Raw genomic sequence first — 16,856 nt, 5'->3', positions numbered from 1 at the left:
TCCATAGTCAAAGGGATCACCGTGGCCGAGTCGGAGATCGCCACGGACGCCATGACTCCGCTGGTCGCGGCTGTGATCGTTGCCGGGTGGGAAGAAAGTCCATTTCAAGGAGTTGTGACCCTGGGTGACGTATTTAGTGTTAAATGCGCAGGTCGCGACAGTCCGGGGGCCGTCTAGTTAGCAATGGGTGGCGTTTGAGTAATCGGCCCATGCGCTGGCCAGGGGTAATACGCCTTTCGCCGGGCGTCGTCGGCATCGGCGGCCTCGCCGGGGTTCCAGACCGGGTTTGCTCAGTCATCACGATGCCTGCAGCATAGGCGTGGCTTTCCTGGAACAATCGGCTGGGCGGCTAGAGTAAGTGCGTCACCATGGCCAACGGGATCGGCGGCAATACGAGACCGCACCGGCCGAGGATTGACGCGAGCGGAGGCGTGATGGCTCGAAGGTCGACGGTCCAGCGTGATCCCCGGATCGCTGGCGACCCTGAGCTGTCGTCATACCCGGACTTTCCCGACGATTCCGACCTCGATCGCGCTCCGGCGCGCGGGCGGGGCGCGTCGCGCGGACGCTGGTCCGGCGGGGGTGGCCGCTGGCTGGTGTGGACCGGCCGCGCCGTGCTCTGGGCGCTCATCGTCGTCATCGTCGTGAACGGGGTCCGCGCGCCCTTCGAGCGCTTCACCCAGCAGAACGCCCCCTCCGGCGCGGCGCCCGTCGCGGGGAGCGGATTCCCCACGGTCCAGGCCTCCGCCTTCGCGGCCCAGTTCGCCGAGGTCTACCTCAACTTCGACGGCGCCCGCCTCGCGGAGCGGGAGTCGAGACTCGCCCCCTACCTGCCCGAGGGCGCCGAGGCGCAGTTCGGCTGGGACGGTTTCGGCAGGATGAGCGCTGGAGCGGTGCAACCGTACGGGATCGAGGTCGTCGACGCAGACAACGCCGTCGTCACCGTCGCCTACCAGTCGGAGAACCGCCGCCAGCTCCTGTCGGTGCCCGTCTACCACGACTACGCCGCGAAGAGGTTCGTCGTCGCCGGGCGTCCGGGCATCCTGCCCGCGCCCAGGGCGGCCGACCTGCCGCCCAAGGCCGCGCCCGAGCGCGACCGCGCCGCGGAGCAGGAGCTGCGCACCACGCTGGAAGACTTCTTCAGGGCGTACGCGGGTGACACCACCTCGCTGCAGCAGTACGCCGATGCCGGGGTCACCTTGCAGGGGTTCGGAGGCGCGTTCACCTTCCTGCAGCTCAAGGACCTCGCCGTGCCCCTCGGCGGGGGGAACACCCGCGAGGTGACCGCGACGGTCTCGTGGGGAGTGCCGTCGAAGGCGACGCCGTCCACCGATCCGGAACCCGCCGATCCCGGCCAGGCGGGGGGCAAGCTGGAACAGTCCTACTTGCTCACCATGGTCAAACAAGGCGACAAATGGTTCGTCAAGGACATCCGCGGCGCACACCGATCTGTGGCGGGGTAACGCATGATCGAATGGTGCCGGTCCACGGTGAGCAGACCCCCCCTGATCGACGAGCCGTCGGTCCGGGTTCCCGCGCCTACGCGCCGTGGACCCGTCGCCGCCCGGCGGGCACGATCGTGAGTACGGAGGACAAGAAGTGATTCTCAAGACCATGCTGTTGAGCGCGATAGAGCTCACTCAGCCCACAGCTCCTCCGGCGGGCGTCAACACCGAGGGCCTGGCCGACTTCCTCCGCAGCTTCTTCGCGCCGCTCTTCCTGGTCATCGTCTCGGTGGTGGCCCTCTTCTTCCTCTTCACCCGTGAGATCACCAGGTTCGTCCAGTTCATCATCCTGGCGATCGCCATCGGCGTGATCTTCTACGTTCCGAACATCATCGAGGTGACTGCCAAGGCGATCGCGGGCGCGCTGGGCATCTCGGGGGGTTGAGACCGGCTTCGAACGGTCAAACAAGGAGAGGCGGAGAGGAGGATCACGTGGATCTGCCCACGTACACCAATATCTGGAGGATCGAGAAGCGGCTCTACAAGCTGTACGACCTACGGCTGCCGATGCCGCTCCCGATCGTCTGGATCGGTGGGTTCGTGGGAGTGCTGGCCCCGTGGTCGCTGCTGCTCTACCTGCTCGGTCTGCCCTTCGCCGCCCCCTGGCACGTGCTCTACCTGGTGCCGCCCGGTGTCGTCACCTGGCTCTCCACCCGGCCGGTGATCGAGAGCAAGAGGCTCACCGAGCTGCTTCAGTCGCAGATGCGCTACGTGGGAGAGCCGCGCACCTGGTGCCGGATGGCACCCCTCTCCGAGCCCGCCGAGGTCACGCTGAACGGCCGGATCTGGCGGGCCGCGCCGCAGTACGCGGCCGTCCGGGTCAAGGCGTCGCGCAGGGCCAGGCACGCCCAGGCCAAACGATCCGCCGCCCGCTCGCGCGAGGTGCGTCCCGCCGTTGCCGCCGCGGCGGCGGCAGCCGCGACCGCTCCCGTGGCCCGCGAGCGCGTCGCCTGGGCCGAGGTCCACGCCCCTCGTCAGGGCGTCGCCCCAGCGCTCGGCCACGCCCCGGCCGTCGAGACCTCTCGGTCCGTCGAGGCACCCTGGGCCGTCGAGGCGCCCCCGGTCACCGTCCCCGCCGTTCTTCCCGTGTCCTCCGTGTCCTCCGTGTCCTCCGTGCCCTCTGGGCCCCCGGTGTCCCTGGCGCCCTCCGCGCCCCTGCCCGTCGTGACCCCGGTGGCCGAGCCCGTAGCGTTCGCCGAGCCGGTCGCGTTCGCCGAGGCCGCGGGGTCCGCGCCGGGTACGCCGGTCCCGGGCCCTGCCTCGCGACCGCCCGCCGACCGTTCCCCCGGACGGGCGGAGGTTCGGGCCGATCGCGCTCCGGCGACCGGATCCGCCGCTACGGGGAGCGCGGACGATTCGAGGGACGAGGCCCCCGCGGCGTCGTCCGGCGCGACCGCGACTCCGCCCGCTCCCATCGGCGCCGAGGCGCTGCGGCGCCTGCGCAGGCTCGCGGCCTCCGCCGAGGCCCAGCGCGCCGCCGCGGCCCCGGCCGTACCGGACGCGCCTCCCGTACGAGAGGCGCCGCCCGCGCCGGTCGCGCCCCCCGGGGTGATCGCGCCCGCCGCGTCCTCCGAGACCGTCGCCCCCACCGCGAAGCCTCCCGGCCGGTCGCGGCCCGAGACCCCGGCCGTGCCGACGACGCCCTCGGCCCCCGAGGCGCCGCGGGTGGAGACACCCGCCCCGGCCCGTGCGGTGCCCGCCGAGAGGCCGCCCGCCGTGCCCGACCCGGCCCAGAAGAGACCGGCTGTCGTGCCCGACCCGGCCCAGAAGCCCGCCGTCCCGGCCGCTCCCTCCTTCGTGCCGAGGTTCGTCGGACCGGCGCCGATCGGGCACCGTGCCACGGAGGCGGCCGAGCTCCCGCAGAACAGACAGGACAGGCTGGAGACACCGGACGAGGAGAGCGCGCGGCGCCAGCACCGCAAGGGGCAGCCCGCGCCGATCGGACGGCCGGTCGACAGGTCGCAGGCGTGGCCGCCGGAGAGGCCCGCGGGCGCGCAGGGCGGTCCCGTCGGTCAAGCGGGCGCCGGTGCCCAGGGAGGCGGCATGTCGATCCGCGCGGTCCCGTCGGGATCGGCCACGGCGGATCCGGTCACCCCGGCGGTGCCGGTGGCCGGTTCCTCGCGCGGTGAGGCAGAGACCAGGGTCCGCCGGGTGGAGTCGGTGGTCGGCCGCGACTCCTCGGGCGGCTGGCGGCGGCTGGCCCAGGTGGTGATCGGACCCGGCGGCGGTGGCCGTACGGACGGCTCGGAGATCGACGAGGCGCGGGCCAGGGCGGTGTTCAGCGGCAGTCGCCGGGTGGTGGTCCTGGGATGCACCGGCGGCGCCGGGCAGACCACGACCGCGCTCATGCTCGGCCACACCCTCGCCCGCTACCGCGAGGACCGGATCCTCGCGGTCGACGCGAGCACCGGCTCCCACGCCCTGTCCAGCCGGATCCAGGGCGAGTCGCCCGAGACCCTGACCTCCCTGCTCTCCGGGCTCGACAACGTCCAGGGATACCTCGGCATGCGCGCGTACACCAGCCGCTGCGCCTCGGGGCTGGAGGTCCTCGCCGGAGACAGCGACGCCGGTGCCGAGCAGCGCCTGTCCGACCGCACGCTCTTCTCCGACCGGCGGCTCGGCCAGACGATGGACACGCTCGACCGGCACTACAAGATGATCGTCATGGACCCGGCGGCGGCTCTGGCCGCGCGGGTCCTCCCCTACGCCGACCAGCTCGTCCTCGTCGTCCCGGCCAGCGAGGACGGGCCGGACGCGGTGGCCATGACCTACGAGTGGCTCGACGGGCACGGCTGTGCCGACCTGCGCCATCGGGCGGTCATGGTGGTCAACGGGGTGAGCCGTCGCAGCATGGCCGACGTGGAGCAGGCGGAGGCGGTCGCGCGGGGCAGGTGCCGGGCGATCGTCCGGGTTCCCTGGGAGGACGCGCTGGCCCCCGGCAGGGCCGATCGGGTGGAGCCGTCCCACCTGAGGGCATCGGGCCGCCGGGCGTACCTCGCCCTGGCCGGTGTCGTCGTGGCGGGCTTCGGAACGGTTCAGGCGGGTCGACCCAGCGAGGAGGAGTTAGCCCAGTGATCCCCCGGGCGCGAGGAGATGTGGTGAGCGGGCGAGACGAGGTGCAGGTGGTGATCGGGCAGGCCGGGGTCCGGGCGAGCGGGTCGCACCGGGCGCGGGTTGACGGGTCGTACGAGGTTCGGGTGAGCGGGCCGGGCCGGGTCGGTGCGGTGCGTCTTGAGCGGGTTCGCGAGGGTGGACCGGTCGAGGTTCGGGTGGGCGGGCTGGACCGTGGCGGGCTGGATCGGGTTGGTCTGGTGCGTCTTGAGCGGGTTCGCGAGGGTGGACCGGTCGAGGTTCGGGTGGGCGGGTGTCACGGGATCCGGCCCGGCGAGGGGTCCGGAGACCGTGGGAACGGGGCCGGGCGAGCGATGGTGGTTCCGGCGGTGGCCGGGATGTCGGCGGCCTCAGCTTCGGTCTCGGTCCCGGCCTCAGCTTTGGTCCCGGCTTCGGTCCCGGTCCCGGTCTCGGGAGGGGAAGGGCCGTGAGCCGTGCCTCCCGGGCGCGCAGCCGCCTGGCCGTCCGATACTTCGACGATCGGATCCTGCTCACCGAATCGTCGGTCTGGGCCTACTTCAGGCTTCCCACCGTGAGCTACGAGTTCATCACCCCCGAGGAGCGGGAGGCGCTGGCCACCAACATCACGATCGCGCTGGCCGCCATCCGCATGCCCGACGCCGAGGTCCACCTGCGCGTGGCGCACCGCACCTACCCCGCCGCCGAGTGGGCGATGGCGCTGAACGCCACCTCCGACGAGGGGCCGGGCTGGCGCGACTACCTGGAGGACATGTACCGCCACGTCTGGGCGAAGGACTTCTGGACCAAGGAGGTCTACCTCGGCGTACGGCTCGGCACGCGCGGTCGGCAGCTGGGCACCGGCGTCCTCTCGCAGCTCTTCGGCTTCTACCAGCGCAGCGAGAAGGCCCTGGGCATCGAGGACGACCACGTCCCCAAGGCGGAGATCGCCAAGTGGTCCGAGCAGGCGGAGCGTCTGGGCAGGGCGCTGTCGGCCAGCGCGCTGTACGCCAGGCACGCCACCTCCGTCGAGCTCGCCTGGCTGTTCCAGCACGCCACGACCGGGTCCCTCGGCGACCCCCCGGCCTCGGCCAGCCCCAAGCGCCGGTGGGGGCAGGGGGAGATCGAGTCCCTCGTCGAGGGGCAGATCCACAACGGCAGGGCGCTGCTGCGGATCGAGCAGCCGCAGGGAGACTCCTACGTGGCGCACATGTCCTTCGCCCGCTTCCCCGACCTCATGCCCTTCCCCGACGGCGAGCCCTGGATGCACTTCGCCGACCAGCTGCCCTTCCCCGTGGAGATCAGTTCGAGGATGCGGCTCATCCCGCCCGTCAAGGCGAGCAAGGACGTGGCGCGCAAGCTCGCCCACGCCCGCGACATGGACATCCACATCCGCGAGGCGGGCGCGGAGGCGCCGCTGGCCCTGGCCGAGCAGATCGACGCGGCCAGGATGCTGGAGCACGGCATCACCAAGGAGCGCCTGCCGTTCGTGTACGGCTGGCACCGCCTGATCGTGTCGGCCCCGACCGAGGAGATCTGCGTGCAGCGGGTCGAGGCGGTCGTGGAGCACTACCGCGACATGGGCATCGACATCGTCAACTCCACCGGCGACCAGTTCTCGCTGTTCTGCGAGACGCTGCCGGGGGAGCGGGTCCGGGTCAACGCCTACGCGCAGCGTCAGCCGCTGCGCACCATCGCGGGCGGCATGGCCACCGCCACCGTCGACCTGGGCGACCGGACGGACGAGAGCGGCTCGGGCTGGATGGGCCCGTACGTCGGGGAGACCCTGGGCCGGGCCCGCAGCATCGTGCACTTCGACCCGCTGGTGGCAGCGACGCGCAACCGGCCGACGGCGATCGCCATCACCGGCGAGCCCGGCGGTGGCAAGACCACGCTGGCGCTGCTGATGATCTACCAGATGGCGCTGCGCGGGGTGACGGTCGCGGTCATCGACCCCAAGGGCGACGCCGAGTCGCTGGTGCAGCTGCTGCAGAAGCGGGGCAGGAAGGCGCGGATCATCCCCCTCGGTTCGGCGGCTCCCGGCCTGCTGGACCCGTTCTCGTTCGGCGACGACCTGGCGGCCAAGAAGACGATGGCCACCGAGACCCTGCGTCTGCTGCTGCCTCGCATGTCGGAGGAACGCGAGTCGGCGATGATCCAGGCGGTCGCCGCGGTGTCCAACGCCGAGGACCCGTCGCTGGGCAAGGTCGTCGACTTCCTGGAGCACACCGAGGACGCCGCCTCCAAGAACCTGGGCGCGGTGCTCCGCTCCATGTCGGACATGCATCTGGCCAGGCTCTGCTTCGACCCCTCGGGCGGCGACCAGATCGACACCGAGGGCTGGACCACGGTCTTCACCCTGGGCGGCCTGACGCTGCCCGACGCCTCCACCGGTCGCGACGACTACTCGTACGAGCAGAGGCTGTCGGTGGCGCTGCTCTACCTCGTCGCGCAGTTCGCGCGGGGTCTGATGAACGGCCTGGACCGGCGGACGCCCAAGGCGATCTTCCTGGACGAGGCGTGGGCGATCACCTCCACCCCCGAGGGGGCCAAGCTGGTGCCCGAGGTCAGCCGGATGGGCCGCTCCCGCAACACGGCGCTGGTCCTGGTCTCGCAGAACGCCGGAGACCTGCTGAGCGAGCAGGTGACGAACTGCCTGTCGTCGGTCTTCGCGTTCCGCTCCACGGAACGGGTCGAGGTGGAGCACGTGATGGCGCTCCTCGGGGTCGAACCCTCGGAGGAGCACAAGGCGGTGCTGCGCTCGCTCGGCAACGGCGAATGCGTCTTCCGGGATCTGGACGGTCGCGCGGGCCGTATCGGGGTGGACCTGATCTCGGATGAGCTGCTGCGCTGGCTGGACACGAATCCGACCCACGACAAACCCGACGAGAAAGTGCATGATCTTCCTGGGGGCGACAGAGTCGGTAGGCCGGGGGCTGCGGCGCTGGAGGTGCGGTCATGAGGGTCTCCCGTAAGGGGTTCGAGGGCTTTCGCGAGAGACGGTCCCGCAACGGGCCGAAGGGTCCTCGCGGGCTTCACGGGCTCGGCGGTCTTCGCGGGTTCAGCGGGTCCGGCGGGCCCGGTGGTCCTCGCGGGAGGGGTTCCCGCGGCGGACGGCTGGGCAGGCGGGTCGCCATCGGGCTGGTGGCGCTGACCGCGTTCTTCGCGCTGCCGCTGGCCTTCCCCGGCGACACGTCCACGGCCGTCGCCGCGGCTCCCTGCGACATGTCTCCCGACCTGTCCCCGGACATGGTCGCCGGAGGCGTGGACGGCCTGATCCAGCCGCCGCTTCCCGACCCCGCCCCGTCGGGCGCCCCGGCGGCACAGCCCCAGGCGGCGCAGCCCCCGGCGACGCAGGGCAACTACGCGACGTACGGCATGAGCGGCCAGTTCTGGCACACCCACCTGCTCGGCTGCGACGACATCGCGGCGGTGATGGGCAACGCGATGGCCAACACGGTCTTCCTGTGGGCCAAGGCGCTGGACCGGCTGACCATCACGACCTACCAGGCGGCGGCCACCGAGGGGCCGCTGGAATCGATCAAGAACGTCGTCGACGACATGGTGGTCCGGCTGGCCGACGCCATGTACTGGCCGTACCTGCGGCCGCTGGTGATCCTCGGCGCCATCTGGCTGGCCTGGTACGGGCTGATCCGCAAGCGCGCCACCACCACCGCCGAGGGCGTCATCTGGATGGTCCTCGCGGTCACGGTGGCGGTCTGGTTCTTCAGCCGCCCCGGCGACCTCACGGGGTTGGGCAAGGTCGTCACCGACAAGACCGGCGAGGTGGTCAACTCCGCCTTCTCCGGGCTGCCCGGCGCGGGTGGCACCTCCTGCCTGCCCGCCAGGGGAGAGGCCAACCCGCAGGTCCAGGGCGGTGGGTACGGCCAGAGCGGCGTGCCGGGCGTCGAGCAGAACTCCGACGCGCTCTGGTCCACCCTGGTCTGCAAGCCGTGGCTGATGGGCCAGTTCGGCACGGCAGACGCCAACGCCCCCATCATCAAGGTGTTCGGCGCCAAGCTGCTGGAGATCCAGACGATCGACGCGGCCGAGATGAAGGCCGAGCAGGTGCCGGAGGCGAACTCCCACCAGGCGAGATACGAGACGGAGGTCGCCGACAAGCTGCAGAGCACGCCGGTCTTCCCCCTCTTCCAGGGCAAGGACTGGACGAGCCGCCTGGGGGTCGCGATCGGCGCCCTCATGGCCGCGGTGGTCGCGGGGCTGCTGATCTTCCTGGTGGCGGTCTCGCTGCTGGTGCTCAAGGTCGGGTTCCTGCTATTGCTGATCCTCGCGCCGGTCTTCCTGCTGATCGGCGTCCATCCGGGATCCGGGCGGATCATCGCCATGCGCTGGGTGGAGATGCTGATAGGCACCCTGCTCAGACAGGCCGTGCTCGCCCTCGTCCTCGGCGTGCTCGTGTACGGCTACGCCCTGATCATCTCCACGGCGATGCCGTGGGGCATGCAGGTCATGTTCATGGCGATCCTGACGATCGCGGTGTTCTTCTACCGGCGGCCGTTCCAGCACCTGTTCTCGTCCATGGACGGGCACACGCTCACCACCCGGATGCTCGGCGACGCGGCGACCGCGCCGACCCTGCAGCGGGCGGCGTCCGCGCTGCCGCCGGTCGCGGCGGCCAGGGTGGGCCGGTGGGGCATGCGCAAGGCCGAGCCGATGCTGCAGGCGGCCGCGATGGCGGGCGGAGCCTCCGTCGGCGCGGCAGCGGCGGCAGCGGTCGCCCAGGGCAGGGTCCGCGGCGAGGACGGCGGCGCCACGCCGAACACACCGTCGGGCACCAGGGTCCCGACCGGTGCCCAACCGGCACCGCTCGACACCGACTCCCAGGCGGCGGGGCGGCGCAAGGGCACCGGCAGGCCGGTCACCGCGGCCCGCCCCGGCGCGGCACCGCCGCTCAACCTCTCCGGAGCCGGTACGGGAGGCGGCGCGCCCCCCACCCGGGCCGGAGGCTCCTCCGGGCGCGGCTCGGGCGGGTCGAGCGGGTCGAGTGGGTCAGGTGGTTCCGGAGGCTGGTTCGGCGGCCGTTCCGGTGGCTGGGCCCCGCAGGGAGGCTCGGGCGGCCGGTCCTCCTCGGCGGGCAGGTCGTCCGGTTCCCCGGCGGTCCGGCCCGCGGCACCCTCGCCGGGCAGGTCCTCGGGCTCCTCGGGTTCCTCCGGTTCCTCGGGCGGTGGCGGTCGTTCCGGCGGGAGCATCTTCGGCGGCGGCTCCTCCCGGGGCTCCTCGGGCTCCTCGCGAGGCGGCTCCGGCTCGGGCTCGCGTAACGGCGGGTCCTCCCGGGGCTCCTCGGGTTCCGGTGGTTCGAGCGGTTCCGGTGGGAGCATCTTCGGCGGTTCCTCCCGGGGCTCCGGTGGTTCGCGGAACCGCGACTCCGGAAGCAGGTCGTCCGAGGCGCCTCCGCTCTGGATCACCAGGCGGGCCGAGCGCGGCGGGGAGGCCGGTGAGCCGCCGCCGTTCTGGCTGCGCCCGTCCAACCGCGGCAAGGACTGACAATGGTCGAGGGAGGCAGCCGGCGGGGAGCCGTCTTCGCGGTGCTGGTCGTGATACTCGCCGCCGTCGGCGTCTACCTGACCATGTGGCCGGACACCGGAGAGGGGCCGGAGACCCGGGCGGAGCCGGCGGGCGTCACCCGTACCGTGGCGTCCGGGCAGGAACCGGCCCCGGAGCCGGCGCGCCCGGCGGCGACGGCGAGCAACGCGCCCTTCGACGTCTACTCCTACCTGCCGATGACCAAGCAGGAGCTCGCCGCCGCCGCCGACTACGCGCAGCGTTTCACCGCCGAGTACGGCACGTTCAGCTACGACGAGGACCCGGCGGTCTACGGCGACCGCCTCAAGGGGTACGTCACGGCGGAGTTCTCCGGGGCACTGCTGCGGACCGTCACCTCGCCGGGCACCGTCGAGGCGAACAGGGCCGACGAGGTCGTCTCGGTCGGGGCGGCGCGGGTGAAGGAGATCCGGCAGATCGACAGTGCCTCGGTGGTCTTCGTGGTCGTCGGCACCCAGAACGTCACGGCCAGGAGCGGGGTGAACGAGAGGACCGCGGAGTACGCCGTCACACTCATCCAGGTCGGCGCCGAATGGCGGGTCCACGATCTCCAGCCCGCGGACTCCGGCCAGGAGGGGGACAACCAGATCTCCGAGACCGGTGCGACCGGCGAGACCGGCGAGACCGGATGAGCGCCGAGATCACGTACGGACGAGAGCGAACAGGCGGGCCCCCGTACAGGGGTGACGGGGTCGCGTACGGCCGTGACAAGCCGGGCGGCGGGATCGCGTCCCGGCGGGACGGAGCGAGCGGCGGGATCGCGTCCCGGCGGGACGTGACGGGCGGCGAGGCCGGGTACGGGATGGGCGGCGAAGGCGCGTACGGGACGGGCGGCGGGAGCGCATGAGGGACAACAAGCACCTCCGCCTCGCGCTGATCCTCGGAGTCGCCGCGCTCTGCCTGGTCACGCTGATCATGGCGCCGATGATGATGATCAGCGGCTTCCCCAGCTTCCCGTCGATCACCGGGGAGACTCGGCCCGAGTGCGGGGACACCGCGCAGTCGGTGGAGGACCAGTCGGAGACCGCGACGTCCGACATCCCCGAGGAGTATCTGAAGCTGTATCGCGAGCACGGCCGGAAGGTCGGCGTGCAGTGGAACGTGCTCGCCGGGGTCGGCAAGCGCGAGACCGACCACGGCCGTTCCACGCTTCGCGGCGTGCGGAGCGGCACCAACTACGCGGGCGCCGCCGGGCCGATGCAGTTTCTCATCAGCACGTGGGGCGGCAAGGCCAAGATCAAGATCCCGTCCACGTTCAACGGCTACGCCTCCGACGGCGACGGAGACGGCTGGGCCGACGTGTACAACCCGGCGGACGCCATCCTAGGCGCGGCGAAGATGCTGAAGCGGAACGGCGCGCCGGAGGACGTGCGACGTTCGCTGTTCGTCTACAACCGTGCCTGGTGGTACGTCGACCAGGTCATGGAGATCGCCGGGAAGTACGCCAAGGACGGCGAGGTCACCGTCCCGCCCGAGGCGGACGACAGCTGCGACGAGCCCATGCTGCAGGCGGCGCCGACGAGCACGGTGGCCGCGATCCTCGAGTACGCGCTGGCCCAGCGCGGCAAGCCCTACATCTGGGGCGGTACGGGTCCGGCGGGCTACGACTGCTCGGGGATCATCTACATGGCCTATCGGAGCGTCGGCCTGACCATCCCGCGCACCACGTTCGGCCAGTGGCCGTTCGGCGTGGAGGTTCCCGAGGGGGAGGAGCAGGCGGGAGACCTGGTCTTCTTCAACTCCGGTCCAGGAACCGGCCCAGACCGTCCCGGGCACGTGGGAATGGTGGTCACTCCGGGCAAGATGGTCGAGGCGAGGTGCACGCTGTGCGGGCCGATCAAGGTCACCACCTACCGGGATCGCACCGGGATCGTGGGATTCACCCGGCCGCTGCAACACCCCCAGGTCCTCGCGCAACTCAAGGCGCGGGAGCAGGGCTGACAGAATCGGGAGCCATGGAAAAGGTCGTTGTGGGCGCCGCCATCGTCGACGGCGACGGGAGATTGCTCGCCGCCCAGCGTGCCGACCCCCCCGAGCTGGCCGGAGGGTGGGAGCTGCCCGGGGGGAAGGTCGATCCCGGTGAGGACGAGCACGCGGCCCTGGTCAGGGAGTGCCAGGAGGAGCTCGGCGTGCTGATCGAGGTGGGCGAGCGCGTCGGCGGGGACTGGGCGCTCGCCGGGGGTTACGTCCTCCGGGTCTGGCTCGCGGTGGTCGCCGAGGGCAAGCCCGAGGCGAGGGAACACCTGGACCTGCGCTGGCTGACCGAGGAGGAGCTCTACGACGTGGCGTGGCTCCCCGCGGACCTTCCAATCGTCCGGGCGGTACAAGGTCGCCTCAACGATGGGCAAGGTCGGTTCAATAAGGATTGATCGACTCCGCAACGTGACATAACTGCTACTGGACGTGGCGATGTCGCGTGTCCGTACCCGGGGAACGGAGATATGCGGTGACCGTATGGTGGCGTAACGCTGGGCTCGTGTCGGCGGTCGGAGCGGGGGTGCTCGTCCTTGGAGCCTCGGGGGTGTACGCCGTCCAGATGGACGAGCCGGCCCCGCTGCCCCTCGACCTGGTCGCCGTCGCCGACCCCGGCACATGGGCGCCGGGGAGCCGTGCCGAACAGGTGATCCGCTACCGCATCCGGCTGCGCGGACCGGGCACCGACGCGCGGCTCGCGGTCCTGACGACCCCCGCCGAGGCGCTCAGGGGCATCGAGTGCCCGAAGGAGACCGGGTCGTCGGCGCCCCTCCCCAAGGGGGCGGGGGTGTGCGCGTTCGGTGCCCTGCCCGCCGAGGGCGGCACCGTCGACGTGCTGCTCGCCGTGCCGGAGCGCCCGCGGGACATCACGGTGTCCGCCTTAGCCCGGATGAACGGGCCCGACGGCAGGCTGGTGAGGCAGCAGGCCCAGAGCACGATCAGGAGCTCGGACGCGGTGATGCGGGGCGGGGGTGTCGCTCGGGGGCCGGAGACGTCGGAGGCGCCGGAGCACGCTCGCGCCGCGAGGGAGGCGAGGTCCGCCGGGACCCGCCCCGGAGTGGGGGCGCCAGGTGCCGCCAGCATGGTCCTCAGCGTCCCCCAGGCGGTCGAGGAGACCGGAGGGGTCCCTTTGGTCGCACCCGGTGTCTCGGAGGCGCAGAGGGCCGAGCAGCGCATGTCGGCGTTCCTTCTCGATCTCGCCGGGAAGGCGTTCGTCCTCCCGGCCCCGAAACCGGGCGAGGCGGGTGCGAACGGTGCCGCCGGTGTCTCCGCGGGTCCGGTCGCTCCCGGCCTTCCGCCGGAGGGGACGAGGCTTCCACCGGAGGGAACGCGCCTTCCGGACGGCGCCGCGACCCCGGGTGCCGTGCCGGAGTCCGGTACGAATGCGCCCGGCCAGGGACAGGCCGCCGTACCACCGGCGAAAGTGCCCGCACCCCCCACACTTCAAGGGCAGAACGGTAGGAATCACTCGGCCATGGGCTCTCAGGCGGGCCGCAAGGCAGCCGGGCGGAAGGCGCACGCGCAGCGGCACGCGGCCGGCCGGCCCGGTGCGCGCGGGCAGGGGGCGGACCGGCAGGCCCTCCGGCAGGCGGGTCCCGGCCGGCCGATGACCGGGATGCCGGGGATGCCTGGCATGCCGGGGATGCCGCAGCCCATGCCCGGTCAGCCGGGACTCCAGCAGATGGGTCCCGTTTATCCAGGAATCGGAGGCGGGCAGAAGGCGGGGGTGCGCCCGCCGGTGGTCGGGCCGATGGTTCCCGGCTATCCGGGGGGCGGCCAGTGGCCCGCCGCGCAACCCGCCGTGCCCGGCCAGGGCATGGCCGGCAGGCCCGGTGCGGGGCCCCAGGGCGCGGGGCAGCCGATGCCTCCGGGATATCCGGGGATCGGGCCGGGGATGGCGGGGCAGCCCGGCGTGCCGCAGCAGGGTCCGGGCGGGCCGATGGGCGGCCCCATGCCTCCCGGCTACCCGGGAACGGGGCAGCCGGGCGGGCCGCAGATGCCGGGCGCGCAGCCGGGCGGACCGCAGGCGCCGGGGGCCATGACGCCGCCGATCTCGATGGGCATGGCGGGGGCGGGCCAGATGCCCGGTCTCGTGAACGGCCTCCAGCTGCCGCAGGCGGGCCTCCCCGGCGGGCAGGTCCCCCTTCCGCAGGACCCGCGCCCGCAGGGGGCGCCCCTCCCGCAGGACCTCGACGGCCCGAACGGCCAGGTTCAGGCGGTCGCGGAGTCGAGTCCGCTGAGCGGGGTGACGGGTCTCCCCGCGGTGGGGGCGGCGGTGGGAACGCTGCTCGGCCTCCTGTGGCTGCAGCGGAGGATCCAGCGCCGCCGTCGATCGCGACACGTTTTGTAAAACCCGGTTTACTGTTACTTTTGCCCAACTAGTATTTCTTTGACGTGTTCATGGTTGATTGCACGGAGGGCACCGGTGACGCGAGCACGGCACAGGGCAGCTGTCTCCGCCGTTGTGATGTCCGTGGGACTCAGCGGCGCCGTCCTGCTCGCCCTGGCGCCGCTCACCGGCCCCTCCGTGGCCGGCGCGGCCATCAGGACGGTGGCCGTCGAGCCGTCGCAGATCGAGGGTTGTGACGTCGATCCCGCGGGCCCCTGCGAGGAGGAGCCCACGCCGATCGTCACCGTCACGGTCACCGAGGATCCCCAGGGCGGTGGCTCCGAGGAGAGCCCCGTACCGCAGAAGACCGTGACCACCACGATCACCGTCCCGGCGTCGCCGAAGCCCAAGCCCACGAAGACCACGGCCCCGCCCCCGCCTCCTCAGGAGACGGCGGTCGCGCCGCCGCCGCCGGTCCAGCAGACGAACCCGGTGGTCCCGCCCGCCGAGACCGGCACGCCGGAGAACAGCGACCCCCAGTTCCCGCCGACCAACCCCGACCCCAACCAGCTGCCCACGGTCACGCCCACGCCCACGCCGTCCGACACCGCCGCGCTCGACGAGAGCGCCGCGGGCACCTCCGTGTACGAGATCCGCAACGCGGGTTCCGAGTTCGACGGGGCCACGCTGAGCCGCCAGCTCGGCATCCCGGCGCTGATCCTGGTGCTGCTGGTGCTGTTCGCGGTCCTGATCTTCGAGGGCAGGCTGCGCCGCCTGGCCCACGCCGCGGCCATCCGCCGGGCCGGTCCGCGGGCGATGGGCCGCGATCCGATGGACCCGATGGCCTACCCCGGCGGTCCCGGCTACGGCGCCGGACCCGGTTACGGCCCCGGCCCCTACCAGGGCGGTACGGCCTACGCGCCGATCATCAGCTTCGTGCCCATGCAGATGTACGCCCCGGTCTACCCGGAGGGTTACACCCCGGAGCAGCATCCCCACGGGTACGACCAGACGACGGCGTACATGCCCGCGCCCGGCTACGAGCAGCAGCAGCCGGTCGCCGGTCACGGTGACCCGTACGACCCGCGGGCCGGGCAGTCGCCCTACGCCCCGACGCTCCAGGACGGCCCGGCGGCCACGTTCCAGGGCCCCTCGCAGCACGGTCCCGACTCCCGCGAGGGGCGCCTCCCGCAGGGGGCGCCGGAGTTCCCCGGGGCGCCGTTCCCGCAGGAGCCCGCTCGGGGCAATACGGGGTTCGACGGCCCGAGAGACGACTTCCGGACGTTCGGTTCCGGCACCGCTGCCGGTGACATCCCCGGCCAGGGCCCTTCGCAGGACCCGGCACTCCAGGAGTCGCGGGGCGACGGCGGGCCGGAGCGCGAGGTCATGACCTTCGGGCCCGAGCCGAAGAACGGTCCCGGCGACCGGCCGGACGGGGGCGAGGGGCCTCCCGCCGAGCCGACCCCGACGGCGGTCTATCCGCTCCCCGGCCAGCCCTCCGGCAAGGACGGCGACCAGTCCTCCGGCAAGGACGGCGGTAAGGACACCGCCAAGGACGGCGGCAAGAAGAAGCGCGGCCTCTTCCGCCGCTCCACCTGACCCGATCGTCCGGGCGCGAGCCCCGGCGTCCACGGCCGGGTCGTGGACGGGAGGGAAACAGCGTCGCCTCGGTCGCCGTGCCGAACCGCTCGGCGAGGTCGCGCTCAGGACGAGCCGAGAGTGCTCCATCGCCGACGCGATAGGGGCGGGCCGGTTCGGGCAGAAGATGTAGGTACGCCTTCTTCACGAGGATCGAACGACTCTTTTTGGACTGAAATAGAGACTCTCTGATATGGAGTCTCTCTATTTTGGAGAGACTGGAAAGAGGGAACCACCGTGTCAACGGAGCCGGAAGGCCACAGAGAGATGATCATGGCCGTGTCCGCCCAGGGACGCCTCACGGCCATGCAACTGGCCCTGTTCCATGTCGGCGTGGCCGGCCGGGCCGGGATCAACGTCACCGACTTCAACTGCCTGGCCGTCCTCGACAAGGAGGGCCCCCTCACCCCCAACGACCTCTCCGCGCGGATAGGACTGACGCGCGGCGGCGCCATCACCGCGGCCGTGGACCGCCTGCAGAAAGCGGGATACGTGCGCCGCGGCCGGGACGACGCCGACCGGCGCCGCGTTCTCGTCGAGCTGGTGCGCGAGGGCCCCTACAACGCGCTGCAGGAGATCCTGGCGGACGTCAACCGGGCCTACGCCGACCTCGCCGGGAGCTACAGCGCCGCGGAGTTGACGATCATCTACGACTTCTTCGTCCGTGCCAACGACCTCATGCGGAAGCAGACCCGGCACCTGCTGCGAGGCTGACCCGTCCCCGTCCCCGTCCCCGCCCCTGTCCCGCCAGGAGCCCGTACGGAGCCCGTACGGAAAAG

12 protein-coding genes are annotated in these 16,856 nt (G+C 72.1%); 11 read left to right on the top strand and 1 reads right to left on the bottom strand.

Annotated features, from left to right (window positions below; all coding sequences use genetic code 11):
• Nucleotides 1–434: 434 nt before the first annotated feature.
• From ABD817_RS28795 to ABD817_RS28785, 3 genes are all read left to right on the top strand, one after another.
• Nucleotides 435–1,463, top strand: coding sequence for a conjugal transfer protein (locus ABD817_RS28795; protein WP_344921333.1), 1,029 nt, complete (start codon nucleotides 435–437; stop codon nucleotides 1,461–1,463).
• Nucleotides 1,464–1,614: 151 nt separating this feature from the next.
• A complete protein-coding gene (locus ABD817_RS28790) occupies nucleotides 1,615–1,890 on the top strand; it encodes a hypothetical protein (protein ID WP_344921492.1) in 276 nt (91 codons plus the stop codon).
• A 47-nt stretch (nucleotides 1,891–1,937) separates the two neighbouring features.
• Nucleotides 1,938–4,580: a TcpE family conjugal transfer membrane protein gene (locus ABD817_RS28785; protein WP_344921332.1), complete on the top strand. Its 2,643-nt coding sequence runs from the start codon at nucleotides 1,938–1,940 to the stop codon at nucleotides 4,578–4,580.
• Here the strand turns inward: ABD817_RS28785 and ABD817_RS28780 are convergent.
• Nucleotides 4,541–4,876, bottom strand: a complete 336-nt coding sequence (locus ABD817_RS28780; protein ID WP_344921331.1) for a hypothetical protein — start codon at nucleotides 4,874–4,876, stop codon at nucleotides 4,541–4,543. The genes ABD817_RS28785 and ABD817_RS28780 overlap by 40 nt on opposite strands.
• Before the next feature lie 167 nt (nucleotides 4,877–5,043).
• On the opposite strand from ABD817_RS28780, the gene ABD817_RS28775 reads away from it, so the two are divergent.
• The 8 genes from ABD817_RS28775 (at nucleotide 5,044) to ABD817_RS28740 (ending at nucleotide 16,791) form a co-directional block, all read left to right on the top strand.
• A complete protein-coding gene (locus ABD817_RS28775; protein ID WP_344921330.1) occupies nucleotides 5,044–7,536 on the top strand; it encodes an ATP-binding protein in 2,493 nt (830 codons plus the stop codon).
• A gap of 182 nt (nucleotides 7,537–7,718) precedes the next feature.
• Nucleotides 7,719–10,079 carry a type IV secretion system protein gene (locus ABD817_RS28770; protein WP_344921329.1) on the top strand — a complete coding sequence of 787 codons (2,361 nt, stop codon included), beginning with the start codon at nucleotides 7,719–7,721 and terminating at the stop codon, nucleotides 10,077–10,079.
• A 2-nt stretch (nucleotides 10,080–10,081) separates the two neighbouring features.
• On the top strand, nucleotides 10,082–10,768 hold the full coding sequence (locus ABD817_RS28765; RefSeq protein WP_344921328.1) for a hypothetical protein: 687 nt from the start codon (nucleotides 10,082–10,084) through the stop codon (nucleotides 10,766–10,768).
• A 211-nt stretch (nucleotides 10,769–10,979) separates the two neighbouring features.
• Nucleotides 10,980–12,077 (top strand): C40 family peptidase, encoded by a 1,098-nt coding sequence (locus tag ABD817_RS28760; protein ID WP_344921327.1) that lies wholly within the window; start codon nucleotides 10,980–10,982, stop codon nucleotides 12,075–12,077.
• A 14-nt stretch (nucleotides 12,078–12,091) separates the two neighbouring features.
• On the top strand, nucleotides 12,092–12,505 hold the full coding sequence (locus ABD817_RS28755; protein WP_344921326.1) for a (deoxy)nucleoside triphosphate pyrophosphohydrolase: 414 nt from the start codon (nucleotides 12,092–12,094) through the stop codon (nucleotides 12,503–12,505).
• 107 nt (nucleotides 12,506–12,612) lie between these two features.
• Nucleotides 12,613–14,460: a hypothetical protein gene (locus ABD817_RS28750; RefSeq protein WP_344921325.1), complete on the top strand. Its 1,848-nt coding sequence runs from the start codon at nucleotides 12,613–12,615 to the stop codon at nucleotides 14,458–14,460.
• A gap of 117 nt (nucleotides 14,461–14,577) precedes the next feature.
• Nucleotides 14,578–16,038, top strand: coding sequence for a chromosomal replication initiator protein DnaA (locus ABD817_RS28745; RefSeq protein ID WP_344921324.1), 1,461 nt, complete (start codon nucleotides 14,578–14,580; stop codon nucleotides 16,036–16,038).
• Between the two features lie 312 nt (nucleotides 16,039–16,350).
• Nucleotides 16,351–16,791, top strand: a complete 441-nt coding sequence (locus ABD817_RS28740; protein ID WP_344921323.1) for a MarR family winged helix-turn-helix transcriptional regulator — start codon at nucleotides 16,351–16,353, stop codon at nucleotides 16,789–16,791.
• The last annotated feature ends 65 nt before the right edge of the window (nucleotides 16,792–16,856 follow it).

The sequence above is a fragment of the Streptosporangium oxazolinicum genome (genome assembly GCF_039537505.1).
Classification (GTDB): Bacteria; Actinomycetota; Actinomycetes; order Streptosporangiales; family Streptosporangiaceae; genus Streptosporangium; species Streptosporangium oxazolinicum.
Note: the sequence above shows the minus strand (reverse complement) of the source record. Positions and strands in the feature narration are given on the sequence as shown.